The sequence below is a fragment of the Pseudomonas sp. NBRC 111133 genome, from assembly GCF_001320605.1.
GTDB lineage: Bacteria > Pseudomonadota > Gammaproteobacteria > Pseudomonadales > Pseudomonadaceae > Aquipseudomonas > Aquipseudomonas monteilii.
The window spans coordinates 128,469-153,197 of the sequence record NZ_BCBJ01000001.1; the positions used below are offsets into that span (position 1 = coordinate 128,469).

Consider the following 24,729-nt stretch of genomic DNA (forward strand, 5'->3'; position numbering starts at 1 on the left):
TTCCTAGCTGTTCATCCTACCGCTCGTCCGAAAAAGCAATGTGCACCAGATGTCGACGACCATGGCAGATCGGGTTGGCTTAACTGCCTCAAGCCTGCGAAGAAAACGTTTGCCTTTCTAATGGTAACCAAACGCCAGCCATCACAAGGTTGTGACCCTCGTCATGAATTAGTACATTTGTCGTATTTGCAGCCGAGAATCGCGCGTGGCAGGTGCTATGTTTACCTTCCCGGCGACCGCATCGATGTGGCCACCCGTTCACCACGTCCAGGTACGGACAAGGAGGCTGGCATGAACAAAATGACGTTCCCCAACGCCTGCCAGGTGATGCGCTGGCATTTTCACCCGCTGGGCTTCGAGGCGATCATGGATGCGCCACGCAGCATGGTTGCACGGCTGTTCGACCGCGCCACCGGCGAAACGCTACTGGCCATAGCCGGTATCCCCTGCACGGCAGTCATGGCTGCCGCCGACGTTGAACGCATCATCGAAGCCGTCGAGGCGGAGATGGACGCGTTCATACCCAGCTTCACCTTGCGCGATGCCGTTTAACCCGTGGCGGTATCTTGCGGCCGCAATGCTTGCAACTTGCTCATGAACTGTTCGGCGGGCACTGGCTGGCCCAGCAGGTAGCCTTGCAGCGAATCACACCCCAGTCGGGTCAGGAAGTCTTGCTGCTTGTCGGTCTCCACCCCTTCGGCAACGATGCGCAGGCCCAGCGCCTGGCCCAAGGCGACGATGGCCGAGACAATCGCCGCATCGTCACTGTCCTGCTCCAGGTCACGCACGAAGCCACGGTCGATTTTCAGTTCGTTGGCCGGCAGGCGCTTGAGGTACATCAGGCTGGAGTAGCCGGTGCCAAAGTCATCGATGGACAGGTCCACCCCCATGTCGGACAGGCGTTGCAGCACGGTCAGGCTGGCATCGGCGTCGTGCATGGCGGTGGTTTCGGTGATTTCCAGGGTCAGGCAGTTGGCCGGCAGGCGGTTCTGTTGCAGGGCCCGGGCCACGCTCTCGACCAGCCCGGCATGGCAAAACTGGATGGCCGACAGGTTCACGGCCATGCGCCAGCCTTGGTGCCCTTGATCCAGCCACTGGCGCATCTGCCGGCAAGCTTCGTCCAGCACCCACTCGCCGATCGGGATGATCAGGCCGGTCTTCTCCGCCAGGCCGATGAAGCGGTCGGGCAGCAACAGCCCCTGCTGCGGGTGCTCCCAACGCAGCAAGGCTTCGGCACCAATAGGCTCGCACGCCTGGGCGTCGAACTTTGGCTGGTAATGCAAACGGAACTGACGGTGCTCCAACGCCTGACGCAGGTCTTGCAGCAGCTGCAATTGCTGGCGGGCGTTACTGTTCATCGACACATCAAAGAAGCTGTAGCCGTTCTTGCCGGCGCTCTTGGCGTGGTACATGGCGGCGTCGGCATTGCGCAGCAGTTCGTGCTGGTCCTGGCCGTTTCCGGGGTACAGGACGATGCCCAGGCTCGCCGACAGTTGCAGGTCGTGTTCGGCCACGCGGAATGGCCGCGACACCAGGTTGACCTGCTTGACCGCCACGTCCATGGCATCGTTCGGCTCCTGCAATTCCACCAGCAGCACGAACTCGTCACCGCCGATGCGCGCCAACGTGTCCTGGCTGTGCAAGTGGCCGCGCAGCCGCCCCGCCACGGCCTTGAGCAGCAGATCGCCAATGTGGTGACCAAAGGCATCGTTGACCGGTTTGAAACCGTCCAGGTCGATGAACATCAGGGCAAAACAGCCGCCCTGCTCCGCCACCTTGGCGATAGCCTGCTCGATACGGTCGGCCAGCAAGGTACGGTTGGGCAGGTCGGTGAGCGTGTCGTGCAGCGCCAGTTGGGTAAGTTCCTGGTTGGCCAGGGTCAGCGAACGGGCCAGTTCGGCGGTGCGTGCTTCAAGGCGAGCGTCCAGCACCGAGGTGAGCAAGGCCACGGCCAACACCGCCAAGGTAGTGATCAACACCAGGTAAACCAGGCTGTCGCCCTGCAACCCGCCTGCCAGTGCACCGCAGAAACTGCCTTCGGGGAAGTTCGCCGCCGCCATGCCGGTGTAATGCATGCCGACGATGGCAAACCCCATCACCACTGCCGCCAGCCCGCGGATCTGCCGCACGTAGGGGGTGTGTTTGCGCAGACGGAAGGCGATCCACAACGCCGCCGCAGACGCACCCACGGCAATCAGCAGCGAGGCGCCAAATAGCGTCGGGTCATAGTCGATGCCCGGCAGCATGCGCAGCGCGGCCATGCCGGTGTAGTGCATGCAGGCGATGCCGGCACCCATGATAAGCGCGCCGAAGGCCAGTTGCAGGCACGGGAGGCTCGGCTGGCTCACCAGCCACAGGGCAAAGCCCGAGGACAGCACGGCGATCAGCAGCGAGAACGCGGTAAGCGCCAGGTCATAACCCAGGTCGACAGGCAGGCTGAAGGCGAGCATACCGATAAAGTGCATCGACCACACGCCGATGCCCATGGCCAACGCGCCGCCCCCCATCCACAAGTAGGCAGCCCGGCCCTTGGCCGTGGCGATGCGGCCGGTCAGGTCAAGGGCGGTATAAGACGCCAAAATCGCCACGCACAGCGAAATCAGCACCAGCGAAGAGGAGTAGCTACCGGTCAGCATTGGGAGTTCCAGCGACGGGACAGGGGGCCCGGCAAAAGCTGACGATTGTACTCAAGCTTAAGCGAAACGCACGGGGTTTTTGCGAATGGGAATGGATCCAATAGTTAGGCCCAACATTCTCCCTGTGGGAGCGGGTTCACCCGCAAACACCGCCGAAGCCGGTGCCATAAAACGCGCTGGCTTCTTCGCGGGTAAACCCGCTCCCACTGGATGTTTGCAAGTTTGCAGAAAACCGATCAATCCTGCTCGGCAAATGCCTTTTCGGCGTCCCAGCCGCCTCCCAGCGCAGCCACCAGCTGCACACTGGCCACCAGGCGCCCTTGCAGCAGGTTCAACACACTGCGCTCGTTGCTCAACGCCGTGGTCTGCACGTTCACCACATCCAGGTAGCCGATCAACCCTGCGCGGTACTGGTTCTCGGTCAGGCGCAGCGACTCGCGGGCGGCATCCAGCGCTTCCTGGCGCACCACCGCCTCATCGCCGTACACCTTCAACTGCACCAGCAGGTTTTCCACTTCCTTGAAGCCGTCGAGCACGGTCTGGCGGTATTGCGCCACGGTCTGGTCATACGCGGCCACCGTGCGGTCCACCTCGGCGCTGCGCTTGCCGGCGTCGAACAGGGTCAGCGCCAGTTGCGGGCCTACCGACCAGTAGCGGTTGGGCAGCTCGATCCAGTTGCTGAAGCTGCTGCTGGAATAGCCGCCGCTCATGCTCAGGCTGAGGTCCGGGAAATACGCCGCCCGCGACACGCCGATGTTGGCATTGGCGGCCATCACGTTACGCTCGGCGGCAGCGATATCCGGGCGCCGTTCCAGCAACTGCGAAGGCAGCGAAACCGGGATTTGCGGCAGCGCGGGAATGTCCTTGCTGTCGGCCAGCGCAAAGTCGGCCGGGGTTTTGCCCAGCAGCACGGCAATGGCATTTTCGAACTGCGCGCGCTGCCAGATCAGGTCGATCAGGTCAGCCTGGGTGCTCTTGAGCTGGGTACGAGCTTGCGCCACGGCATCTGGCCCGGCGACGCCGGCGCGATACTGGTTTTCGTTCATCCGCAACGAGCGCTCGTAGGCCGCCACAGTGGCTTCCAGCAGGCGCTTTTGCTCGTCTATCACCCGCAGTTGCAGGTAGTTCTGCACCAGCTCCGATTGCTGGCTCAAACGAATCGAGGCGAGGTCGGCGAAGCTGGCTTCGGCACTGGCCTCGTTGGCATTCATGGTTTCGCGCAGCTTGCCCCACAGGTCGATTTCCCAGCTCACGCCCAACTGCGCGTTGTAGGTGTTGCGAATACCGCTGCTGTTGTTGGACAAGCTCGAACTGGAACTGCCGGTGCCCTGGGCCGAGCGGTTCTTGCTGGCGTTCAGGTCCAGGCTGGGGAACAACGCCGCGCGGCTGCTGCGCACCAGCGCTTGGGCCTGGCGGTACTGGGCTTCGGACTGCGCTACGGTCTGGTTGCTGCGGTTCAGTTCCTCAACCAGCGCATTGAGCCCGGCATCGCCGTAGATTTCCCACCAGGCGCCGCGGGCGATGGCGTCGGATGGCGCGGCCTGGGTCCAGCCTTCGGCGTGCTTGAACTGCGCCGCCGAGCTGTTCAGTTCGGGGCGATGGTAGTCCGGGCTCAAGGTACAGGCACTGAGCAGGGCTACGCACAACCCGGCGCCGAGCAGGCGCGAGCCACGCCCACGGGTCAGCGTTTGCAGGGCACGATGAAGTGGGGTCTGGGCAAAAGTCATAGCGGGTTTTCCAGGGCGGCGTCGGTGCGCACGCCGCGCCAACGGTTGAAACGGTGGCGCAGGCGGTCCAGGTACAGGTAGACCACCGGCGTCGTGTAAAGGGTGAGGATCTGGCTGAACACCAGGCCACCAATGATGGTCAGGCCCAGCGGCTGGCGCATTTCCGCGCCCTCGGCGTGGCTCAGCAGCAGCGGCAAGGCGCCAAGGATGGCCGCCAGGGTGGTCATCAGGATCGGCCGCAGGCGCAGCAGACAGGCCCGGCGAATCGACTCCTCGGGTGACAGCCCCTGGTGGCGCTCCAGCTGCAAGGCCAGGTCGATCATCAGGATGGCGTTTTTCTTCACCACGCCAATCAGCAGGAACAGCCCCAGCAGCGAGATCAGGCTGAACTCGCCCCCCGTGACGTACAACGCGAGCAAGGCCCCGACACCGGCTGAAGGCAGTGTCGAAAGAATGGTCAGCGGGTGAATGTAGCTTTCGTACAGGATGCCCAGCACCAGGTACACCAGCACCAGCGCACCGAGGATCATGAACGGCTGGCCTTCCTGGGTCTTGGCAAAGGCATCGGCAGTGCCCCCCAGCTTGGCGATCACTTCCTCAGGCAAGCCCAACTTGGCCACCGCGCGCTCCAGCGCAGCCATGGCCTGATCAGGGCTGTAGCCTTCCGCGACGTCGAAGGCAATGTCTTCGGAGGCGAACTGGCCTTCGTGGCTGACGCGGTCGTTGGCCAGGCTGTTCTCGTAGTGGGCGATGGTGGACAGCGGCACACGGGCGCCGTCGGCGGTGATCACCTGCACTTGCTCCAGGGTACTTGGGTCCCAGGCATATTTCGGGTTGATTTCCAGCACCACCTGGTATTGGTTGAGACTGTCGTAGATGGTAGAGATCTGCCGCTGGCTGTAGGCGTTGTTCAACACCGTGGTAACCATGTCCATGTCGATGCCCAGGCGCTTGGCCTGGTCGCGGTCGACCACCAGGGTCACCTGCTGGGTGCCGGCACCGTCACGCGCATCGATAGCGGTGAGCTCCGGCAGTGCACGCACGGCTGCGACCACTTTCGGGAACCACTCACGCAGCGCTGCCAGGTCGCCACTCTGCAGGGTATACAGGTACTGCGACGAGTTCTGGTCACGGCCACCGCCGCCCAGTTGCAGGTCCTGGTCGGCCATCAGGAACAGGCGCCCGCCAGGCACTTTGGGCATTTCCTTGCGCAGGCGCTCGATCACCTTCTGCGCATCGATCTTGCGCTCGCTGATCGGTTTCAGGCGCACCAGCACCATGGCGTTGTTGGTACCGCTATTGCCACCGATGAAACCTGCAACGCTCTGCACTGCCGGGTCAGCGAGCAAAGCACGGCGGTAAATTTCCATCTTCGGCTGCATCACGGTGAACGACAGCCCGTCGTCACCACGGATGAAGCCCACCAGCTGGCCGGTGTCCTGCTGCGGCATCAACGTCTTGGGCACCACTACATACAGCGCGATGTTGATGCCGATGGTGGCCAACAGGCTGAGCAGGGTCAGGCGCTTGTGGCGCAGGGCCCAGCCCAGGCTGCGGTCGTAGACGTTAACCATGCGCTGGTGCAGTTTGTCGCTCCAGCGTTGCAGGCGTGTCTGCTCGGCCTGATGCGGTTTGAGCCAGCGGGCGCAGAGCATGGGCGTCAGGGTCAGCGATACCACCAGCGACACGATGATCGCCGTCGCCAGGGTGATGGAAAACTCCTGGAACAGGTTGCGCACAATGCCGCCCATGAACAGGATGGAGACGAACACCGCCACCAGCGACACGTTCATCGACAGCAAGGTGAAGCCTACTTCCTTGGCGCCGAGGAAGGCCGCCCTCATCGGCGGCTGGCCGTCCTCGATGTGCCGCGAGATGTTTTCCAGCACCACGATGGCATCGTCCACCACCAGGCCGGTGGCCAGAATCAGCGCCATCAGCGACAGGTTGTTCAGCGAGAAACCGCACAGGTACATGACCGCGAACGTGCCCACCAGCGACACCGGCACGGCCAGGCTGGGGATCAGCGAGGCGCGCAGGCTGCCGAGGAACAGGTACACCACCAGGATCACCAGCACCACCGCAATCAGCAGGGTGTGCTCGGCCTCTTTCAGGGTGGCCTTGATCACGGGCGAGCGGTCCATGGCCACGTTCAGTTGCACGCTGGCTGGCAACAACGACTGCAGGGCCGGCAGCTGTGCCTTGATCTGGTCAACCGTTTCGATGATGTTGGCGCCGGCCTGGCGGTTGACCACCAGCAGCACGGCCGCCTGGTCATTGAAGAAGCCGCTGTTGTAACGGTTCTCGACGCCGTCGGTGATGGTCGCCACGTCGGACAGGCGCAGGATGGTACCGTTTTGCTGGCGGATCACCACCGGCTCGTAGTCCTTGGCCGTTTCCAGCTGGTCGTTGGCGCGCACCTGCCAGTTGCGCTCAGCGTCCTCGACAAAGCCCATGGGGCGACGCTGGTTGGCGTTGGACACCGCCGTGCGCACTTCGTCCAGCGACAGGTTGTACTGGTTGAGCAGTTGCGGCTCGACGGCGATGCGCACCGCCGGCAGCGAGCTGCCGCCGATCTGCACCTCCCCTACCCCCGACACCTGGGCCAGGCTCTGCGCCAGGATGGTGTCGGCCAAGTCGTACAACTGGCCTTTCTGCAGCACATCCGAGGTCAGCGACAACACCATGATCGGCGCCTGGGACGGGTTGATCTTCTTATAGGTGGGCATGCTGCGCATGCCGCTGGGCAGCAGGTTGCGGGTAGCGTTGATCGCCGCCTGCACCTCGCGCGCCGCACCGTCGATGTCCCGGCCCATCTCGAAACCGATGATCACCCGGGTCGAGCCCTGGTTGGAGCTACTGGTCAGCGTGGTGACGCCGGCGATGCTGCCCAGCTTACGCTCCAGTGGCGTGGCCACGGTAGACGCCATGACCTCAGGGCTGGCCCCGGACAGGTTGGCCGACACCACGATCACCGGGAAGTCCATTTCCGGCAGCGGCGCAACTGGCAGCAGCTTGAAGCTGACGCCGCCCAGCAGCATGATCGCCAGGCTCAACAGCATGGTCGCCACCGGGCGACGGATGAAAGGACCGGACAGGTTCATGCCTCGGCCTGCTTCGCGTCAGTGGCCGGGCGCCAGCGGCGGGCCAGGCGGTCGAAGTAGAGGTAGATGACCGGGGTGGTGAACAGCGTCAGCACCTGGCTGACCAGCAACCCGCCCACCATCACCAGGCCCAGAGGCTGGCGCAGCTCCGCGCCGGAACCGGTGGCGAGCATCAGCGGCACAGCACCGAACAGCGCGGCCAGGGTGGTCATCAGGATCGGCCGGAAGCGCAGCAGCGCCGCCTGGTAGATGGCATCGCGCGGGCTCATGCCTTGGTGGCGCTCGGCCTCCAGGGCGAAGTCGATCATCATGATCGCGTTCTTCTTCACGATACCGATCAGCAGGATGATACCGATGATGGCGATCATGCCCAGGTCGTTGCCGCTGATGAGCAGCGCCAGCAAAGCGCCCACTGCTGCCGACGGCAAGGTCGAGAGGATGGTCACAGGGTGAATGTAGCTTTCGTACAGCACGCCCAGCACGATGTACATCGTCACTACCGCCGCCAGGATCAGCAGCAAGGTGCTCGACAGCGATGCCTGGAAGGCCTGCGCCGCACCCTGGAAGCGGGTTTGCACACCCAACGGCATGCCGATGTCCTTCTGCACCTGCTCGATCACCTGCACGGCTTCACCCAGCGATGCGCCGTGGGCTAGGTTGAACGACAGGGTCACCGCCGGGAACTGGCCGATGTGGGCAATGGCCAACTGGGCCTGGCGCTGCTCGATACGCGCCAGCGCCGACAGGCGCACCTGGCCGCCATCGGTGGCCTTGACGTGAATCGACTCCAGCGCTTGCGGGCCGATAACTGCCGCGTCCTGCGACTGCAGTACCACACGGTACTGGCTGGCCTGGGTGTAGATGGTGGAGATCTGCCGTTGGCCAAAGGCGTCATACAGGGCATTGGTGATCTGCGACACCGTGATGCCCAGGCGGCCGGCCATGTCACGGTCAATCACCAGGTAGACCTGCAAGCCCTTGTCCTGCAGGTCGCTGGCCACGTCGGTCAGTTCGGGGCGTTGCTGCAGCGCCTGTACCAGCTTGCTGCTCCATTGCGCCAACAGGTCGGCGTCGGGCGACGACAGGCTGAACTGGTACTGGGTGCGGCTGACACGGTCTTCGATACTCAGGTCCTGCACCGGCTGCATGAACAGGCGGATGCCCACCACCCGGTCGAGTTGCGGCTGCAGACGGCGGATGACCTCGCTGGCGGTGACATCCCGTTCGCCATGGGGCTTGAGGTTGATCAGCACGCGGCCACTGTTGAGCGTAGCGTTGTCGCCGTCGACACCGATGTAGGACGACAGGCTTTGCACCGCCGGGTCCTGCAGGATCACCTTGCTCAGGGCCTGCTGGCGTTCGCTCATGGCGGCAAACGAGGTGGATTGCGGCGCTTCGGAGATACCCTGGATCACCCCGGTGTCCTGCACCGGGAAGAAGCCCTTGGGCACCACCATGTACAGGAACACAGTCAGCGCCAGGCTGGCCACGGCGACCAGCAGTGTCAACGGCTGGTGCTTCAGCACCCATTGCAGGGCACTGCCATAGTGCTTGATCAGCCAGTCGATCCAGGCACCACTGGCACGGTAGAAGCGCCCCTGCTCTTCTTCCTTGGGCTCGCGCTTGAGCAGCCGGGCGCACATCATCGGCGTCAGGGTCAGCGACACCACCAGGGAAATCAGGATGGCCACCGCCAGGGTAATGGCGAACTCGCGGAACAGCCGGCCGACGACATCGGCCATGAACAGCAGCGGGATCAGTACCGCGATCAGCGAGAAGGTCAGGGAAATCAGGGTGAAGCCGATTTGCCGGGCGCCCTTGAGCGCTGCCTGCATGGGCGTCTCGCCCTCTTCGATATGCCGTGAGATGTTTTCCAGCATCACGATGGCATCATCGACCACAAAGCCCGTGGCGATGGTCAGGGCCATCAGCGTCAGGTTGTTGACCGAGAAGCCGGCCAGGTACATGACGCCGAAGGTGCCGATCAGCGACAAAGGCACGGCAATCGAAGGGATAATGGTGGCACTGAAGCGGCGCAGGAAGAGGAAGGTGACCATCACCACCAGGGCGATGGCGATCAGCAGTTCGTGCTGTACGTCCTTCACCGCAGCGCGGATGGTCTGGGTGCGGTCGGTGAGCACCGACACATCCAGACCGGCCGGCAGGTTGTCGGTGATCGACGGCAACAGTTCCTTGATGCGGTCGACCACTTCGATCACGTTGGCGCCCGGCTGACGCTGGATGTTCAGCAGCACCGCATGGTTTTCGTTGGCCCAGGCGGCCAGGCGCTCGTTCTCCGCGCCGTCGACGATTTCGGCCACGTCTTTCAGGCGCAGCGGCGCACCGTTGTTGTAGGCCAGGATCAGGTTGGCGTATTCCTCCGGGGAACGTAGCTGGTCGTTGGCATCGAGCATCGACACCCGGGTCGGGCCGTCGAAGTTGCCCTTGGGCTGGTTGACGTTGGACGCGCCAATCAGCGTGCGCACGTCATCCAGGTTCAGGCCGTTGGCGGCCAAGGCATCGACGTTGACCTTGATGCGCACTGCCTGGCGCTGGCCGCCGGCAATGCTGACCATGCCCACACCACTGATCTGCGCAAGCTTTTGCGCCACGCGGGTGTCGACCAGGTCGTTGAGCTTGGGCAGCGGCATGGTCTTGCTGGAAATGGCCAGGGTCAACACCGGGGTGTCGGCCGGGTTGACCTTGTTGTACACCGGTGGTGCTGGCAGGTCGCTGGGCAGCAGGTTGCTGGCGGCGTTGATCGCGGCCTGCACCTGTTGCTCGGCAACGTCCATGTTCATGTCGAGGTTGAAGCGCAAGGTCAGCACCGACGCGCCGCCGGAGCTGGTCGAAGCCATTTGCTCAAGGCCAGGCATCTGCCCGAACTGGCGCTCCAGCGGTGCGGTGACTGCACTGGTCATGACCTGCGGGCTGGCGCCGGGGTAAAGGGTCATGACGCGGATGGTCGGGTAATCCACCTGCGGCAAGGCGGAAACCGGCAGCAGCTTGTAGGCGATCAGGCCGGCCAGAACGATGGCCAGCATGCTCAGCGTGGTGGCGACCGGCCGCAGAATGAACAGACGCGAGAAGTTCATGCGCCCGCCTTGCCTGCTGCTTTGCCCGGTTGTGCTTCACCGGTTTGCGCCGAGTCTTTGGCCTCTTGCCCTTGCAGGTGCTGGCCCGGGGTGGTCGGCACTTGTGAGCTGTCTTCGACCACTTCGACCTTGGTGCCTTCGCGCAGGCGGTCGGTACCTTCCAACACCAGCCGGTCACCGGCCTTCAGGCCGTCGAGAATGACGCTGTTCTCGCCATCGCTGGCGCCCACTTTGAGCTTGCGCACGTTAACCGTGTTCTCGGCATTGACCACGTAGGCGAAGCTACCGTCGTTGCCGAACTGGATGGCCGCCGCCGGGGCCATGACCACCTGCCTGAGGGTATCGGCCAGCAAGCGCACGTTGACGAACTGGTTGGGGAACAGGGCCAGGTCCTTGTTCTCGAAGCGGCCTTTGAATTTGAGGGTGCCAGTGGTGGTGTCGATCTGGTTGTCGATACTGCCCAGCACGCCGGTAGATTGCAGTTTGCTGTCATTGCGGTCCCAGGCCTCGACCGGCAGGCTGGCGCCGCTGCGATAGCGCTCCAGCACGGTGTTCAGCTCGGTTTCCGGCAGGGTGAAGGCGACGTTGATCGGCTCGGTCTGGGTGATGACTACCAGTGCGGTGGTGTCGTTGGCCGCCACCAGGTTGCCCAGGTCAAGCTGACGCAGGCCGACTCGGCCGCTGATCGGCGCACGGATCTGGGTGAAGTCGAGGTTCAGGCGGGCATCGTTGACCTGGGCCTGGTTGGTCTTGACCAGCCCCTGGAATTGCGCCACCTGTGCTTCGGCGGTGTCGAGCGTTTGCTTGGCAATGCTGTCTTCGGCGTACAGGCCTTTGTAACGGGCCAGGTCGACCTGGGCGTTCTTCAACTGTGCCTGGTTTTGCGCCAAGGTGCCTTCGGCTTGCTGCAGGGCGATGCGGTACGAGCGCGGGTCGATTTCGGCAAGCAAGTCGCCGGCCTTGACCTGCTGACCTTCCTTGAAGTGGATTTTCACCAGTTCGCCAGCCACGCGGCTGCGTACGTTGACGGTGTTGGTCGCGGTGACCGTGCCCAGGGCCTTGTAGTACAGCGGGAAATCACCCACCCGCACCGGCTCGACGCGCACGGGTACAGCTTCGCTGGAGCCGCCAAAGCCCGGGCGACCGCCCATCATGCCCATGCCCTTGCCGCCGCGCCCGCCGCCACTGGCTTCTTTATGCGCAGGCGTTGCTGCAGGCCACAGCCACCAGGCCAGTGCAGCCACCAGCAGCAGGATCAGCAGGCCGACGAGCCAACGACGGGGGGAACGGGAATTGAACGCTTGCATGGGTTGAACGAACCTTGTTCGGAATGGCGACTTGGGGAGGGTGAACGATAAGCAATGGCATCGTTTAAGCAAAGGCCCTTTACCAGAGGTTTACCTTAGGCTGACGTTGCCAAGACGCGGAATTTTAAATGAAAACGGCCCGGAGAGCGTTCCGGGCCGTTACAGGGTGTTGCCTGGAGCGGTGGCGGGCTGAAAGGTTTCTTTTTCTGTGCCCGCGAAGAGGCCGGTACAGGCAATAAATGCCCGCCCTGCCCCACGCAGTCCTTACTTCAGTACAGCCAGGGCTGCATCGTAGTTCGGCTCGTCAGCAATTTCGCCAACCAGCTCGCTGTGCAGCACCTTGTCGTTCTCGTCCAGCACCACCACGGCGCGGGCAGCCAGGCCGGCCAGCGGGCCGTCGGCGATGGCGACGCCGTAGTTTTCAAGGAACTCGCGGCCACGCAGGGTCGACAGGTTCTTCACGTTGTCCAAGCCTTCAGCACCGCAGAAGCGGGCCTGGGCGAACGGCAGGTCGGCGGAGATGCACAGCACGACAGTGTTGGCGACATCGTTGGCCTGGGCGTTGAACTTGCGCACGGAGGTAGCGCAGGTTGGGGTGTCGACGCTCGGGAAAATGTTCAGCACTTTGCGCTTGCCGGCGAAGTCTTTCAGCGACTTGTCAGCCAGGCCTTCACCGACCAGGGAGAATGCCGGAGCCTGGGCGCCGGCCTGTGGCAGGTTGCCGTTGACCTGAACCGGGCCGCCTTTGAGAGTCACTTGAGCCATGACGAAATCCTTATGCTGGGTTTGAAAAGGACACTGAGTTAAGCATGAAGCCGGCCGGGTGCCTATGGGTCCGGTGAAATTGTTCTATTTCCAGACACTTTTTGTGGACAAAAAAAATACCCGGTTTGCGACAGGCAACCCGGGCATTCTTTATTGCAGGAGGCGAATCAGCCCAGCAGGCCGTACACCACCGAAGTCAACGCAACCAGACCGACCACCACCACGAACACGTTGGAGGCCGCGCCGCTGTACTTGCGCATCGACGGTACACGGTGAATGGCGTACATCGGCATCAGGAACAGCAGCACCGCCAGGATCGGGCCGCCGAGCGACTCGATCATGCCGAGGATGCTCGGGTTGAGGGTGGCAACGATCCAGCACACCACCAGCATCAGCGCAGCGACCACGCGGTCCAGGGTTTTGGCACCCGGGCGCGCGCCGGTCTTGGTGATGATGCCTTTCAGGCCTTCGCTGGCACCGATGTAGTGACCCAGGAACGACTTGGCGATAGCCACGAAGGCGATCAGCGGCGCCGCGAAAGCGATGGTCGGATTGCTGAAGTGGTTGGCCAGGTACGACAGGATCGACAGGTTCTGTGCCTTGGCTTCGGCCAGCTGGGCGCTGCTCAGGGTGAGCACGCAGCTGAACACGAAGAACAGCACCATCACCACCATCAGCAGGTGGGCGCGGCGCAGGATCTGGCCGCTGCGCTCATCGGCGTGCTCGCCGTAACGGCGCTTCTGGTCCACCGCAAAGGCCGAGATGATCGGCGAGTGGTTGAACGAGAACACCATCACCGGAATGGCCAGCCACAGGGTGTGCAGGAACGCCGAGGCCGGCGGCACCTGGGTGGCGCTGTCAAGGATGCCACCGGTCCAGTGCGGCACCAGGTACAGGCCCAGCAGCGCCAGGGCGACGATGAACGGGTACACCAGCAGGCTCATGACCTTGACCGTGGCCTGCTCGCCGCAACGCACGATGGCCAGCAGGCCGAGGATCAGCACGAACGACAGGATGGCCCGCGGTGGCGGCGCCATGTGCAACTGGTGCTCCATGAAGCTGGACACGGTGTTGGTCAGCGCCACGCTATAAATAAGCAGGATGGGGAAAATCGCGAAGAAATACAGCACGGTGATCGAGGCACCGGCGGTGCTGCCGAAATGCTCTTTGACCACCTCGGTGATGTCGCCACCGTTGCGCCCGGAAAGGACGAAACGGGTCAGGCCACGGTGGGCAAAGTACGTCATCGGGAAAGCCAGTATGGCCAGGATCAGCAGCGGCCAGAAACCGCCAAGGCCGGCGTTGATCGGCAGGAACAAGGTTCCGGCGCCAATGGCTGTGCCAAACAGGCCCAGCATCCAGGTAGTGTCGTGACGCGCCCAGCTGCCAAGGGTGGCGGGGGTCGATTCTGCAAAGCGTTGTTCAACGCTTGGGGCCTGCTCATTCATTCCGGGTGAAGCTCCACTCGCAAGACTGCAACAGGCTGAGAATGGCGAAATAGTGCCTTCGCCCAACTCAACCGGAAAAGAGGGGCGCGATTGTGCACGGAAAGGTTGCACTTGCGAAGCCCCTTTCCGAGGGGCGGTTGCACTTGTCTTTACAAGCGGGTTGTGCCGACAGGAAATGCAAGGGGCCGCGCAGGCCCCTTGGTGGTGTTACTTCTGAACAGCAGCGAACGCTTCGGCAACCCGTTGCAGGTTGGCCGGGCGCAGGCCGGACATGCACACGCGGCCGCTGTCGATCAGGTATACGCCAAATTCGTCACGCAGGCGGCGCACTTGCTCCACGCTGAAGCCGGTGTAGCTGAACATGCCACGCTGGCGCAGGAAGAACTGGAAGTCCTGGCCTGGCAGCAGCTTCGCCAGAGCATCGACCAGCGCCTGGCGCATGTCGAGGATACGCTTGCGCATCACTTCGACTTCTTCGGCCCATTGGGCATTGAGGCCGGCATCGCTCAGCACGCCAGCGACCAGCTGGGCGCCGAAGTTGGGCGGGCTGGAATAGTTGCGGCGTACGGTGGCCTTGAGCTGGCCAAGGACGCTCTGGGCAGTGGCGTCGTCGTCGCACACCACCGACAAGCCCCCTACCCGCTCGCCGTACAGCGAGAATATTTTCGAGAACGAGTTGCTGACCAGGCACGGCACACCGGCACGAGCCATTTCGCGGATGGCGTAGGCGTCTTCCACCAGGCCTTCGGCGAAGCCCTGGTAGGCGATGTCGAGGAACGGGATCAGTTGGCGTGCCTTGACCACTTCAACCACTTGTTGCCACTGGTGTTGTTCCAGGTCGGCGCCGGTGGGGTTGTGGCAGCAAGGGTGCAGCAGTACTACGCTGTTGGCCGGCAGGGTCTGCAGGGTGGCCAGCATGCCGTCGAAGTCCACGCCACGGGTGGCCTGGTCGAAGTACGGGTAGGTGTGCACCTTGAAGCCGGCGCCTTCGAAGATGGCGCGGTGGTTGTCCCAGGTCGGGTTGCTGACCCAGACTTCGGACTGCGGGAAATAGCGCTTGAGGAAGTCGGCACCGACTTTCAGGGCGCCGGAACCACCCACGGTCTGCACGGTGGCCACACGGCCGCCGGTCACAGCCGGGTGATCGGCACCGAACAGCAGTGCCTGGATCGCCTGTCGGTAGCTGGCCAGGCCTTCCATTGGCAGGTACAGGGAAGCTTCGTGGTCCTGGCCGGCGATGCGTTTTTCCACCGCATCCACAGCCGCCAGTTGCGGCACCACGCCGGCCTCATCGTAGTACAGGCCGATACTCAGGTTGACCTTGTCGGCGCGCGGGTCGGCCTTGAAGGTTTCCATCAACGAGAGGATCGGGTCGCCGGCATAGGCATCGACATGTTTGAACACAGCGTGCAGCTCCTTGGATCAGGACAGTACGAAAAGTCAGCGTTGAGCATACCCGGAGTGCGGGTTCAGGAACATCCACTATTGTGCAAGGTTGTCTATGCAACATTGCATGGCTGGAAATTTGTGCTGGATTCTTCGCGGGCAAGCCCGCGAAGAGACCGGGTTAGCCCAGCAACTCCTTCAGGCCGAGCAACTCCTGCTCGGTCACCGCCACCCCCTCCTCCTCGGCCACCTCTCGCTCGCGGTATCGCCGCTCACCCGGCATGCGGGTCAGGCCCACCGACTGCATCTGTTCCACCAATTCGCGGCTGCGCTGGGCAAACCGCTCGCCCTCGGCCTTGTGCGGGTCGATGACGATGATCAGCTGCCCCGTCCATGGCGTTTTCGCCCCGGGGTGCCCGGACCAGTCGAACTCCCAGGAAAAATGCCCGCCCGTCAGCGCCGCCGCCAGCAACTCGACCATCATCGACAGCGCCGAGCCCTTGTGCCCACCAAACGGTAGCAAGGCCCCACCCTCCAGAATCGCCAGCGGGTCGGTGGTCGGCTCGCCGTTGGCATCCACACCCATGCCTTCCGGTAGTTGCTGGCCGGCACGCGCAGCAATCTGCACGTCACCGTGGGCCATGGCGCTGGTGGCCATGTCGAAGACGATCGGGTCATGTTCGGCGCAAGGCGCAGCAAACGCAATGGGGTTGGTGCCGAACAGAGGCTTGCGGGCCCCATGCGGCACCACGCAGGTCATGCTGTTGACCACGCTCAGGGCCACCAGGCCCTCTTCGGCGAACGGCTCTACATCCGGCCACAGTGCCGCGAAGTGGTGCGAGTTGTGGATCGCCAGTACGGCAATGCCGGCATTGCGGGCCTTGGCCACCAACAATTCACGGGCAGCAGCCAGCGCGGGCTGGGCGAAACCACCAGCGGCATCGACACTGACATAGCCGGCAGCCACATCACTGACCTTCGGTGTGGCCTGCCCGTCGACCCAGCCACTGGCCAGGGTCGAAACATACCCAGGCATGCGGAATACCCCATGGCTATGCGCGCCATCACGCTGGGCACTGGCGCAGTTGTGAGCCAGCACCCCGGCCACGCGCTCGCTGCAGCCATGGCGCTGGAAAATAGCCTGCAACAGGCCCTGCAGTTCGGTAAAGGGCACACGCACGACGGTGCCGTTGGAAGGTGCGGACATCTGAAGCTCCTTGTTGGTATTGGAATGGCTACAGCGTTGCAACGACAAAAACTTTCCTGCAAGTGACAGCAATCTGTCAAATGTTGACTTGATGACAGAAAACATTCATTTTCTTTCCCAAGCCTTACCCCTGGAGCCACAGCATGAGCCAACCGATCAAGCAACGCCTGGAAAACAGCCTCGAAGGGGCCGCTGCCTCGGGCCGCAAGATCGCCACCTACATGCTTGCCAACCTGCACGAACTGCCGTTCCAGACTTCGGCCAGCATCGCCGTCAAGCTGGGCGTCAGCGAATCCAGCGTCGGGCGCTTCTGCCGCTCACTGGGTTATGCCCACCTCAAGGCGCTTAAGCAAGACCTGCAGAACGACCTGGGCGACGGCCCCTGGCTGGTGGGTGACCGCTTGCAAGATTACCGCCAGAACCAGGACGCCAGCGACAACGCCGGCAGCCTGGAGCTGGAGATCGCCGCCCTGGTGCGCGTGCACGAGTACCGTCAAAGCCCGGCCTGGCACAGCGTGGCGCAACGCCTGGCCAGCAAGCCACGGGTGTTCATCGCCGGCTTCCAGACCGAGCGCGGCGTGGCCATGTGCATGAGCCACTTGCTGCAATACCTGCGCGATGGCGTGCAACTGGTCGATATCAGCGCCGGGCACTTCGGCGACGTGTTGCTGGGCCGCGCCGAAGACAGCGCCCTGGTGGTGTTCGAAGCGCGCCGTTATTCCCGCCACGCCCTATTGCTGTGCCAGAAGGCACGCCAGGCGGGCATCGCGGTCACCCTGGTGACCGACACCTTCTGTGACTGGGCCGATGCCAACGCCGACGAGGTGTTCCGCATCCCCACCGAGTTCAATCTGTTCTGGGAATCCACCTCGACGATGCTGTCGTGGGTTCACCTGATGGTCAACGAGGTCTGCAAGAAACTCGGGCCTGATGTTGAAAAACGCTTGGAAGCGACTGCCGCTCTACATAACGAGTTCGTCGGCTACACCTCGTGGTCGGCGGGCAAACAACAATAGCAAGAGTGCAATGAGGTGCGAGATGAACAAGACCATGGCCTTGGTGGGTGCGTGTGCCCTGCTGCTGACGGGTACCGCCAGTGCCGAAACCCTGCGTTTTGCCACCGAGGGCGCCTACCCGCCCTTCAACTATGTCGATGCCGATAACAAACTGCACGGCTTCGACATCGACATCACCCACGCCCTGTGCGAACAGATGAAAGTCGAGTGCACGCTGGTGGCCCAGGACTGGGAAGGCATCATCCCCGCCCTGATGGCCCGCAAGTACGACGCTATTGTCGCCTCGATGATCGACACCGAAGAACGTCGTAAGAAAATCGCCTTCACCGACCATTACTACCGCACCCCGCTGACCGTCGCCGTCGCCAAGGACAGCAAGATCGACAGCGCCCAGACTGACTTCGTCGGCTACACCGTCGGCGCCCAGTCCTCGTCCACCCAGGCTATCTACGCCGAAGACGTGTATGGCAAGGCCGGTGCCGACGTGAAGCTGTACCCGACCATGGACGAAGCCAACGCCGACCTGGCCGCCGGGCGCCTGGACGGGGTGATTGCCGACAAATTCCCGCTGCACGAGTGGATGACCAAGAACGGTGGGGATTGCTGCAAGATCCTCGGCGACGTGGCAAACACCAAAGCCGATGCTGCCATTGCCGTGCGCAAGGACGACGAGGCCCTGCGCCAGCGCCTGAACGTTGCACTGCAACAGATCGTGGCCAACGGCACCTATCAGAAGATCGCCAGCAAGTACTTCGCTTTCGATATCTACAACTGACCTTCAAGCCCGCATTGCCTGACCGGGCCCTATCGCCAGCCAGCTCCCACAGGTTGCTCACTGACCTGAAGAACAGAGGTGTACCTGTGGGAGCCGGCTTGCCGGCGATGAGGCCGGTGAGGTCAACACAAGGTGTTTGTCATGCTCGATCAATTGTCCTTGCTGTCCTTCGCCAGTGGAGGCTGGGGCCAGGCGCTGCTGGCCGGCGCGCTGGTTACGGTTTCCCTCGCCCTGGCCTGCCTGCCCATCGGCCTGCCGCTGGGCCTGCTAGTTGCCCTGGCCGCACGCTCGCGCAAACGCCTGCCACGGGCCTGGGCCACCACGTTCTCTACCGTGTTCCGCGGCCTGCCAGAGCTGCTGACGTTGCTGATCATTTATTACGGCTGCCAGATTGCCGCGCAGAAGATCCTTGCCGCCATGGGCTACGAGGGTGAGTTCCTGATCAACACCTTCCTTGCCGCGATGATTGCCTTCAGCCTGGTGTTCGCCGCGTTCTCCAGCGAGATCTGGCTCGCAGCCTTCAAGACCCTGCCCAAAGGCCAGCTGGAGGCCTGCTCGGCACTGGGCCTGAGCAAGCGCACCGGCTTCTTCAAGGTGCTGCTGCCGCAACTGACCCGCATCGCCCTGCCCGGCTTGTCGAACAACTGGCTGTCGCTGCTCAAGGACACCTCGCTGGTGTCGACCATTTCGCTGGTCGACCTGATGCGCCAGACCAACCTTGCGGTCAGCGTGACCAAGGAGCCCATGTTCTTCTACGGCGTCGCCTGCCTAGGTTACCTGCTGTTCGCGGCACTTTCCGGGCGCGTGTTCGCCTACATCGAACGGCGCAGCAACCGCCACCTGCAAGGAGCACGCGCATGAGCTTCGAACAACTGCTGGCACTGGTGCTCGACCCCGACCTGCTGGAGCGCTACGGCCCGCGCTTTCTTGATGGCCTGCTGGTGACCGCCAAGCTGGTGGGCATTTCCTTCAGCCTGGGCGCCGTACTCGGCCTGTTGCTGGCCCTGGCACGTATGTCGCGCAGCCTGGTACTGCAGCGCATGGCCGCCAGTTACGTGTACTTCTTCCGTGGCTCGCCGCTGCTGGCCCAACTGTTCCTGCTGTATTACGGCCTGGGCTCGCTCAAAGGCTTCTGGCAGGACGTGGGTCTGTGGTGGTTCTTCCGCGAGGCGTGGTTCTGCACCTTGCTGGCATTCACCCTGAATACCGCCGCCTACCAGGCCGAGATCTTCCGCGGCAGCCTGATGGCCGTGGCCCCCGGCCAGCATGAGGCAGCCCGGGCGCTGAACCTGAAACGCTCGACCACCTTCTTCAAGGTGATCCTGCCGCAGTCGCTGCTGGTGGCCATCGGCCCGCTGGGCAACGAACTGATCCTGATGATCAAGGCCAGCGCGATTGCCTCGCTGGTGACCATCTATGACCTGATGGGCGTGACCAAACTGGCCTTCTCGCGCAGTTTCGACTTCCAGATCTACCTGTGGGCCGCTGTGCTCTACCTGGTGATCGTCGAACTGGTGCGGCGCCTGCTGAAACACCTGGAAGCCCGCCTGGGCCGCCACCTGAACTGACCGAAGGATACGTTCCATGCATTGCCAGACCCTTGTCCTCGGCGCCGGCATCGTCGGCGTCAGCACCGCGCTGCACCTGCAGGCCCGCGGGCGCCAGGTGATCCTGATCGACCGCGACGAACCGGGCAGCGGCACCAGCCACGGCAACGCCGGGCTGATTGAGCGCTCCAGCGTCATCCCCTATGCTTTTCCCCGGCAACTAGGCGCATTGCTGCGCTACGGCCTGAACCGCCAGCCCGATGTGCGCTACAGCCTGGCGCACCTGCCCAAGGCCGCGCCGTGGCTGTGGCGCTACTGGCGTCAGTCAGCCCCTGGTCGGCTGGCCGGTGCCGCCGCTGACATGCTGCCGCTGGTGCAGCGCTGCGTCGAAGAACACGACGTGCTCATCGCTGCTGCCGGCCTTGAAGGGCTGGTGCAGGCCAAAGGCTGGATCGAAGTGTTCCGCGACCCGGCCCTGTTCGAGCAGGCCAAGGCCGACGCCAAGGGCCTGAGCCGCTATGGCCTGCAATTTGAAATCCTTGAATGCGGGCAACTGCAGGCCCGCGAGCACCAGCTGGACGCCACCGTGGTCGGCGGCATTCACTGGCTCGACCCGAAGACCGTGAACAACCCCGGCGCCCTCACCCGTGGCTACGCGACGCTGTTCCAGCAACGCGGCGGGCAGTTCCTGCATGGTGATGCACGCAGCCTGCGCCAGGCCAACGGCCAATGGCGGGTCGAGAGCCGCCGCGGCCCGATTACCGCCGACGAAGTGGTGGCCTGCCTCGGCCCACAGTCGGCCGACCTGTTCAGCGGCCTGGGCTACCAGATCCCGCTGGCGATCAAGCGCGGTTACCACATGCACTACAGCACCCGTGACGGCGCGCAACTGGAGCATTCCATTTGCGATACCCAAGGCGGCTACGTGCTTGCACCAATGGCGCGCGGCGTGCGCCTGACCACCGGCATCGAGTTCGACGCAGCCAGCGCGCCCGGCAACCAGATCCAGCTGGGCCGCTGCGAGGCCCTGGCGCGCAAGCTGTTCCCGGCCTTGGGCGAACGCCTCGATGACACGCCGTGGCTGGGCCGTCGCCCGTGCCTGCCCGACATGCGCCCGGTGATCGGCCCGGCACCGCACCACCCCGGGCTTTGGTTCAACTTCGGCCACGCCCACCACGGCCTCACCCTGGGCCCGGTCAGCGGTCGACTGGTGGCCGAGCTGATCACCGGCGAACACCCCTTCACCGACCCCGCGCCCTACAGCGCGACCCGTTTCGACTGAACCCACGCGGGAGAAAAACAACATGACCGCACCACTGAGCCTTGCCAGCCTTGCCCCCGAGCCCGACCCACGCCAGGTGCTGATCCGCATCGAAGGCCTGAACAAGCACTACGGTGCGTACCACGTGCTGCACGACATCGACCTGCAGGTGCGCGAAGGCGAACGCATCGTGCTGTGCGGGCCGTCCGGCTCGGGCAAATCGACGCTGATCCGCTGCATCAACCGCCTGGAGGTGGCCCAGCAGGGCAGCATCAAGGTCGACGGCATCGACCTCGCCGCCACCACCCGTGAAGCGGCGCAGGTGCGCAGCGATATCGGCATGGTGTTCCAGCATTTCAACCTGTTCCCGCACATGAGCGTACTGGACAACTGCCTGCTGGCCCCTACCAGCGTGCGCGGGCTGTCGCGCAAGGACGCCGAGGAACGGGCGCGCATGTACCTGAAGAAGGTGGGTATCGAAAGCCACGCGCACAAGTACCCCAGCCAATTGTCCGGTGGGCAGCAGCAGCGCGTGGCAATCGCCCGGGCGCTGTGCATGAAGCCGAGGATCATGCTGTTTGACGAGCCAACCTCCGCACTGGATCCGGAAATGGTCGCCGAAGTGCTGGATGTGCTGGTGCAACTGGCCGGCACCGGCATGACCATGCTGTGCGTCACTCATGAAATGGGCTTTGCCCGGCAAGTGGCCGAGCGGGTGCTGTTCCTTGAGGGTGGGCATATCATCGAGGACAGCCCGCCGCAGGTGTTCTTCAACCAGCCGCGCACCGACCGGGCCAAGGCGTTTCTGGCGCAGATACTGCACTGAAATCTGCTCTGGCCTCTTCGCGGGCGTGCCTGCGAAGAGGCCGGCACAAGCAACACTTTATTGCACCGCTGCAAAGACCCGACTGCATCGTTAAATATTATTGACCGACACCCCCGCCAAACCCACGCCGCTCCAGGCCCGCATCGGTTTCAGCCCCCAAAAACCGGTGCATTCCCCGCGTTAAAGCCCTCTTTAGTCGTTTGACATATCGAACGGCTCTGGCAAGCTATCTACATGCCCCGACCGGAATCGTCGCCTCTGACGAGCCGGCAGTGCTCGGGGCTACAGGCTGCACCCAAGGCTTCGCGCCGTGCACCTGCACAACAACGACAGGCTGAACCTGTCCCAAGGTGACATATGTCCAACAGCAACATTGGCAACAAGCAACCTTCCCTGCGCAAACCCGTCGTCCTGATGACCATGGGCAGCCAAGAGCGCAAAGGCCATGACTATCAGGTCATGACCCACAAATACATCACGCCGCTGGTCGAGTTCTCTGATTGCGTTCCGGTGCTGGTGCCCACCTGCTGCGGCACTGAAGACCTCGAGACCTACCTGGACATGGCCGACGGCGTGTACCTGACCGGCGCTGGCAGCAACATCGACCCGGCCCTGTACGGCCAGGAAAACCAGACCCCAGGCAAAGGCCAGGACCAGAACCGCGACCTGTTCGACATCCCGCTGGTCAAGGCGGCGATCAAGCGTGGCCTGCCAATCTTCGGCATCTGCCGTGGCATGCAGGAAATCAACGTGGCCCTGGGCGGCGACATCTACCAGAAGGTGTACGCCGAGCCGGGCTTCAACGACCACCGGGAAAACCCGCAAGACCCGGTTGAAGTGCAATACGCTCAGGTTCATGGCGTGAAAATCCAGCCAGGCAGCTGGCTGCAAGACACCCTGGGTACCGACGAGATTCGCGTCAACTCGTTGCATGGCCAAGGCCTGCGCAAGCTTGGCGCCGGCATCGAAGCCATCGCCCACGCCGAAGATGGCCTGGTCGAGGCCATTCACGCCCCGAGCATTTCGCCGTTCCTGTTCGCCGTGCAATGGCACCCGGAGTGGCAAGCGGCGAAAAACCCTGATTCGATCAAGATCTTCCAAGCATTCGGCGATGCTTGCCGTGCCCAGGTACGCAAGGCGCAGATCAAGCGCCAGCACGCTGCCTGACCTACCGTTTCCTCTGCTTTGATCGCGGGGCGGCGCAAGGCCGCCCCCGTTTCCCCGGTCACCCTCTGCTGGTCCCAGAACACTTCCCGTGGATGCGGGCGGCGGGCTTGTGCCTGTCTCCGCGATCGTTTTTCCCCTCCCTCTCAAGAGATACGATGACTGATTGCAGGTAGGCTGCCATCGGTACCTCCTGCGCCTTCAGTTGTTACTTGTACCGGCCTCTTCGCGGGCAAGCCCGCTCCCACAGGGGGCTGCGCTGGTTTCAAAGGTGGTGCTGCACCTGTGGATGCGGGCTTGTCCCGTGAACAGGTCAGGACAGGCAATAACCCTTCTTCCCTGCCCCACTGCAAAAAAACCTCGCAAAGGGACTAGTCACCGCACAAGTTGTACGATAACTTACCTCCAGCGCAGAATAACACCCTTCACCCAAGCGCCACAGGATGCCTACAACAATGACTCCACAAGAACTGAAATCCATCCTCTCCCACGGCCTGCTGTCTTTCCCGGTCACCGACTTCAACGCCCAGGGCGATTTCAACCAGGCTGGCTACATCAAACGCCTGGAATGGCTGGCCCCGTATGGCGCCAGTGCCCTGTTCGCCGCTGGCGGCACCGGTGAGTTCTTCTCCCTGGCGGCCAGCGAATACAGCCAGGTGATCAAGACCGCCGTCGACACCTGTGCCACTTCGGTACCGATCCTCGCCGGCGTGGGTGGCTCCACCCGCCAGGCCATCGAATACGCCCAGGAAGCCGAGCGCCTGGGTGCCAAGGGCCTGCTGCTGCTGCCTCACTACCTGACCGAAGCCAGCCAGGACGGCGTTGCCGCCCACGTTGAAGCGGTGTGCAAATCGGTAAAAATCGGTGTGGTGGTGTACAACCGCAACGTCTGCCGCCTGAACGCCGACCTGCTGGAAAAACTGGCCGAGCGCTGCCCGAACCTGATCGGTTACAAAGACGGCCTGGGTGATATCGAGCTGATGGTGTCGATCCGTCGCCGCCTGGGCGACCGCTTCAGCTACCTGGGTGGCCTGCCGACCGCCGAAGTGTATGCTGCTGCCTACAAGGCCCTGGGCGTACCGGTGTACTCCTCCGCCGTGTTCAACTTCGTGCCGAAGACCGCCATGGACTTCTACAACGCCATCGCCCGTGACGACCACGCCGCCGTGGCCAAGCTGATCGACGATTTCTTCCTGCCGTACCTGGACATCCGCAACCGCAAAGCCGGCTACGCCGTCAGCATCGTCAAGGCCGGCGCCAAAATTGCCGGTTACGACGCAGGCCCGGTGCGCACGCCGCTGACCGACCTGACTGCCGAAGAGTACGAAATGCTCGCTGCCCTGATGGACAAGATGGGTCCGCAATAAGCGAACCCCTGCGGCCTGCCTTTGCCGCACCCGGAGTGGGAAGCCCCACTCCGGTTACAATTCGTGAGCCCGCACAAAAATAACTAGTGGGAGTATTA

Annotated in this window: 18 protein-coding genes; 9 read left to right on the forward strand and 9 right to left on the reverse strand. The window is 63.2% G+C overall.

Going from position 1 to position 24,729, the window contains the following annotated elements:
* Positions 1 to 291: 291 nt before the first annotated feature.
* Positions 292 to 552, forward strand: coding sequence for a DUF1652 domain-containing protein (locus tag APH36_RS00605; protein ID WP_019098363.1), 261 nt, complete (start codon positions 292 to 294; stop codon positions 550 to 552).
* Here APH36_RS00605 and APH36_RS00610 read toward each other — a convergent pair.
* From APH36_RS00610 to APH36_RS00650, 9 genes are all read right to left on the reverse strand, one after another.
* On the reverse strand, positions 549 to 2,636 hold the full coding sequence (locus APH36_RS00610) for a bifunctional diguanylate cyclase/phosphodiesterase (RefSeq protein WP_060497018.1): 2,088 nt from the start codon (positions 2,634 to 2,636) through the stop codon (positions 549 to 551). The two genes, APH36_RS00605 and APH36_RS00610, sit on opposite strands and share 4 nt — an antisense overlap.
* Before the next feature lie 236 nt (positions 2,637 to 2,872).
* The gene (locus APH36_RS00615) at positions 2,873 to 4,363 is read right to left on the reverse strand and encodes an efflux transporter outer membrane subunit (protein ID WP_060497019.1); all 1,491 of its coding nucleotides are present in this window, start codon (positions 4,361 to 4,363) and stop codon (positions 2,873 to 2,875) included.
* On the reverse strand, positions 4,360 to 7,467 hold the full coding sequence (locus tag APH36_RS00620; protein ID WP_060497020.1) for an efflux RND transporter permease subunit: 3,108 nt from the start codon (positions 7,465 to 7,467) through the stop codon (positions 4,360 to 4,362). Before APH36_RS00620 ends, APH36_RS00615 begins: the two co-directional genes overlap by 4 nt.
* Positions 7,464 to 10,562 (reverse strand): MdtB/MuxB family multidrug efflux RND transporter permease subunit, encoded by a 3,099-nt coding sequence (locus APH36_RS00625; RefSeq protein ID WP_060497021.1) that lies wholly within the window; start codon positions 10,560 to 10,562, stop codon positions 7,464 to 7,466. Before APH36_RS00625 ends, APH36_RS00620 begins: the two co-directional genes overlap by 4 nt.
* Entirely contained in the window at positions 10,559 to 11,869 is a 1,311-nt protein-coding gene (locus APH36_RS00630; protein WP_060497022.1) for an MdtA/MuxA family multidrug efflux RND transporter periplasmic adaptor subunit, read from the reverse strand. The genes APH36_RS00625 and APH36_RS00630 overlap by 4 nt, the downstream gene beginning before the upstream one ends.
* A gap of 264 nt (positions 11,870 to 12,133) precedes the next feature.
* Positions 12,134 to 12,634: a thiol peroxidase gene (gene tpx / locus APH36_RS00635; protein ID WP_060497023.1), complete on the reverse strand. Its 501-nt coding sequence runs from the start codon at positions 12,632 to 12,634 to the stop codon at positions 12,134 to 12,136.
* 167 nt (positions 12,635 to 12,801) lie between these two features.
* Positions 12,802 to 14,082 (reverse strand): serine/threonine transporter, encoded by a 1,281-nt coding sequence (locus tag APH36_RS00640; RefSeq protein WP_060497024.1) that lies wholly within the window; start codon positions 14,080 to 14,082, stop codon positions 12,802 to 12,804.
* Positions 14,083 to 14,289: 207 nt separating this feature from the next.
* The gene (locus tag APH36_RS00645) at positions 14,290 to 15,486 is read right to left on the reverse strand and encodes an amino acid aminotransferase (protein ID WP_016713845.1); all 1,197 of its coding nucleotides are present in this window, start codon (positions 15,484 to 15,486) and stop codon (positions 14,290 to 14,292) included.
* A 163-nt stretch (positions 15,487 to 15,649) separates the two neighbouring features.
* Positions 15,650 to 16,675, reverse strand: coding sequence for an Ldh family oxidoreductase (locus APH36_RS00650; RefSeq protein WP_060497025.1), 1,026 nt, complete (start codon positions 16,673 to 16,675; stop codon positions 15,650 to 15,652).
* Between the two features lie 143 nt (positions 16,676 to 16,818).
* Here APH36_RS00650 and APH36_RS00655 point away from each other — a divergent pair, with 143 nt between their 5' ends.
* From APH36_RS00655 to kdgD, 8 genes are all read left to right on the forward strand, one after another.
* Entirely contained in the window at positions 16,819 to 17,691 is an 873-nt protein-coding gene (locus tag APH36_RS00655) for a MurR/RpiR family transcriptional regulator (protein WP_060497026.1), read from the forward strand.
* Positions 17,692 to 17,713: 22 nt separating this feature from the next.
* The gene (locus APH36_RS00660; RefSeq protein WP_060497027.1) at positions 17,714 to 18,466 is read left to right on the forward strand and encodes a transporter substrate-binding domain-containing protein; all 753 of its coding nucleotides are present in this window, start codon (positions 17,714 to 17,716) and stop codon (positions 18,464 to 18,466) included.
* A gap of 141 nt (positions 18,467 to 18,607) precedes the next feature.
* The gene (locus APH36_RS00665) at positions 18,608 to 19,327 is read left to right on the forward strand and encodes an ABC transporter permease (protein ID WP_060497028.1); all 720 of its coding nucleotides are present in this window, start codon (positions 18,608 to 18,610) and stop codon (positions 19,325 to 19,327) included.
* On the forward strand, positions 19,324 to 20,034 hold the full coding sequence (locus tag APH36_RS00670; protein WP_060497029.1) for an ABC transporter permease: 711 nt from the start codon (positions 19,324 to 19,326) through the stop codon (positions 20,032 to 20,034). The genes APH36_RS00665 and APH36_RS00670 overlap by 4 nt, the downstream gene beginning before the upstream one ends.
* A 16-nt stretch (positions 20,035 to 20,050) precedes the next feature.
* Positions 20,051 to 21,295 carry an FAD-binding oxidoreductase gene (locus APH36_RS00675; protein WP_060497030.1) on the forward strand — a complete coding sequence of 415 codons (1,245 nt, stop codon included), beginning with the start codon at positions 20,051 to 20,053 and terminating at the stop codon, positions 21,293 to 21,295.
* A gap of 22 nt (positions 21,296 to 21,317) precedes the next feature.
* Positions 21,318 to 22,100, forward strand: coding sequence for an amino acid ABC transporter ATP-binding protein (locus APH36_RS00680; RefSeq protein WP_060497031.1), 783 nt, complete (start codon positions 21,318 to 21,320; stop codon positions 22,098 to 22,100).
* 357 nt (positions 22,101 to 22,457) lie between these two features.
* Positions 22,458 to 23,267 (forward strand): gamma-glutamyl-gamma-aminobutyrate hydrolase family protein, encoded by an 810-nt coding sequence (locus APH36_RS00685; RefSeq protein WP_060497032.1) that lies wholly within the window; start codon positions 22,458 to 22,460, stop codon positions 23,265 to 23,267.
* Between the two features lie 452 nt (positions 23,268 to 23,719).
* Positions 23,720 to 24,631 carry a 5-dehydro-4-deoxyglucarate dehydratase gene (kdgD, locus tag APH36_RS00690; protein ID WP_016713836.1) on the forward strand — a complete coding sequence of 304 codons (912 nt, stop codon included), beginning with the start codon at positions 23,720 to 23,722 and terminating at the stop codon, positions 24,629 to 24,631.
* The last annotated feature ends 98 nt before the right edge of the window (positions 24,632 to 24,729 follow it).

Coding starts and splice junctions, on each gene's coding strand:
- APH36_RS00605 (WP_019098363.1), top strand. CDS start 292: ATGAACAAAATGACGTTCCCCAACGCCTGCCAGGTGATGCGCTGGCAT.
- APH36_RS00610 (WP_060497018.1), bottom strand. CDS start 2,636: ATGCTGACCGGTAGCTACTCCTCTTCGCTGGTGCTGATTTCGCTGTGC.
- APH36_RS00615 (WP_060497019.1), bottom strand. CDS start 4,363: ATGACTTTTGCCCAGACCCCACTTCATCGTGCCCTGCAAACGCTGACC.
- APH36_RS00620 (WP_060497020.1), bottom strand. CDS start 7,467: ATGAACCTGTCCGGTCCTTTCATCCGTCGCCCGGTGGCGACCATGCTG.
- APH36_RS00625 (WP_060497021.1), bottom strand. CDS start 10,562: ATGAACTTCTCGCGTCTGTTCATTCTGCGGCCGGTCGCCACCACGCTG.
- APH36_RS00630 (WP_060497022.1), bottom strand. CDS start 11,869: ATGCAAGCGTTCAATTCCCGTTCCCCCCGTCGTTGGCTCGTCGGCCTG.
- tpx (WP_060497023.1), bottom strand. CDS start 12,634: ATGGCTCAAGTGACTCTCAAAGGCGGCCCGGTTCAGGTCAACGGCAAC.
- APH36_RS00640 (WP_060497024.1), bottom strand. CDS start 14,082: ATGAATGAGCAGGCCCCAAGCGTTGAACAACGCTTTGCAGAATCGACC.
- APH36_RS00650 (WP_060497025.1), bottom strand. CDS start 16,675: ATGTCCGCACCTTCCAACGGCACCGTCGTGCGTGTGCCCTTTACCGAA.
- APH36_RS00655 (WP_060497026.1), top strand. CDS start 16,819: ATGAGCCAACCGATCAAGCAACGCCTGGAAAACAGCCTCGAAGGGGCC.
- APH36_RS00660 (WP_060497027.1), top strand. CDS start 17,714: ATGAACAAGACCATGGCCTTGGTGGGTGCGTGTGCCCTGCTGCTGACG.
- APH36_RS00665 (WP_060497028.1), top strand. CDS start 18,608: ATGCTCGATCAATTGTCCTTGCTGTCCTTCGCCAGTGGAGGCTGGGGC.
- APH36_RS00670 (WP_060497029.1), top strand. CDS start 19,324: ATGAGCTTCGAACAACTGCTGGCACTGGTGCTCGACCCCGACCTGCTG.
- APH36_RS00675 (WP_060497030.1), top strand. CDS start 20,051: ATGCATTGCCAGACCCTTGTCCTCGGCGCCGGCATCGTCGGCGTCAGC.
- APH36_RS00680 (WP_060497031.1), top strand. CDS start 21,318: ATGACCGCACCACTGAGCCTTGCCAGCCTTGCCCCCGAGCCCGACCCA.
- APH36_RS00685 (WP_060497032.1), top strand. CDS start 22,458: ATGTCCAACAGCAACATTGGCAACAAGCAACCTTCCCTGCGCAAACCC.
- kdgD (WP_016713836.1), top strand. CDS start 23,720: ATGACTCCACAAGAACTGAAATCCATCCTCTCCCACGGCCTGCTGTCT.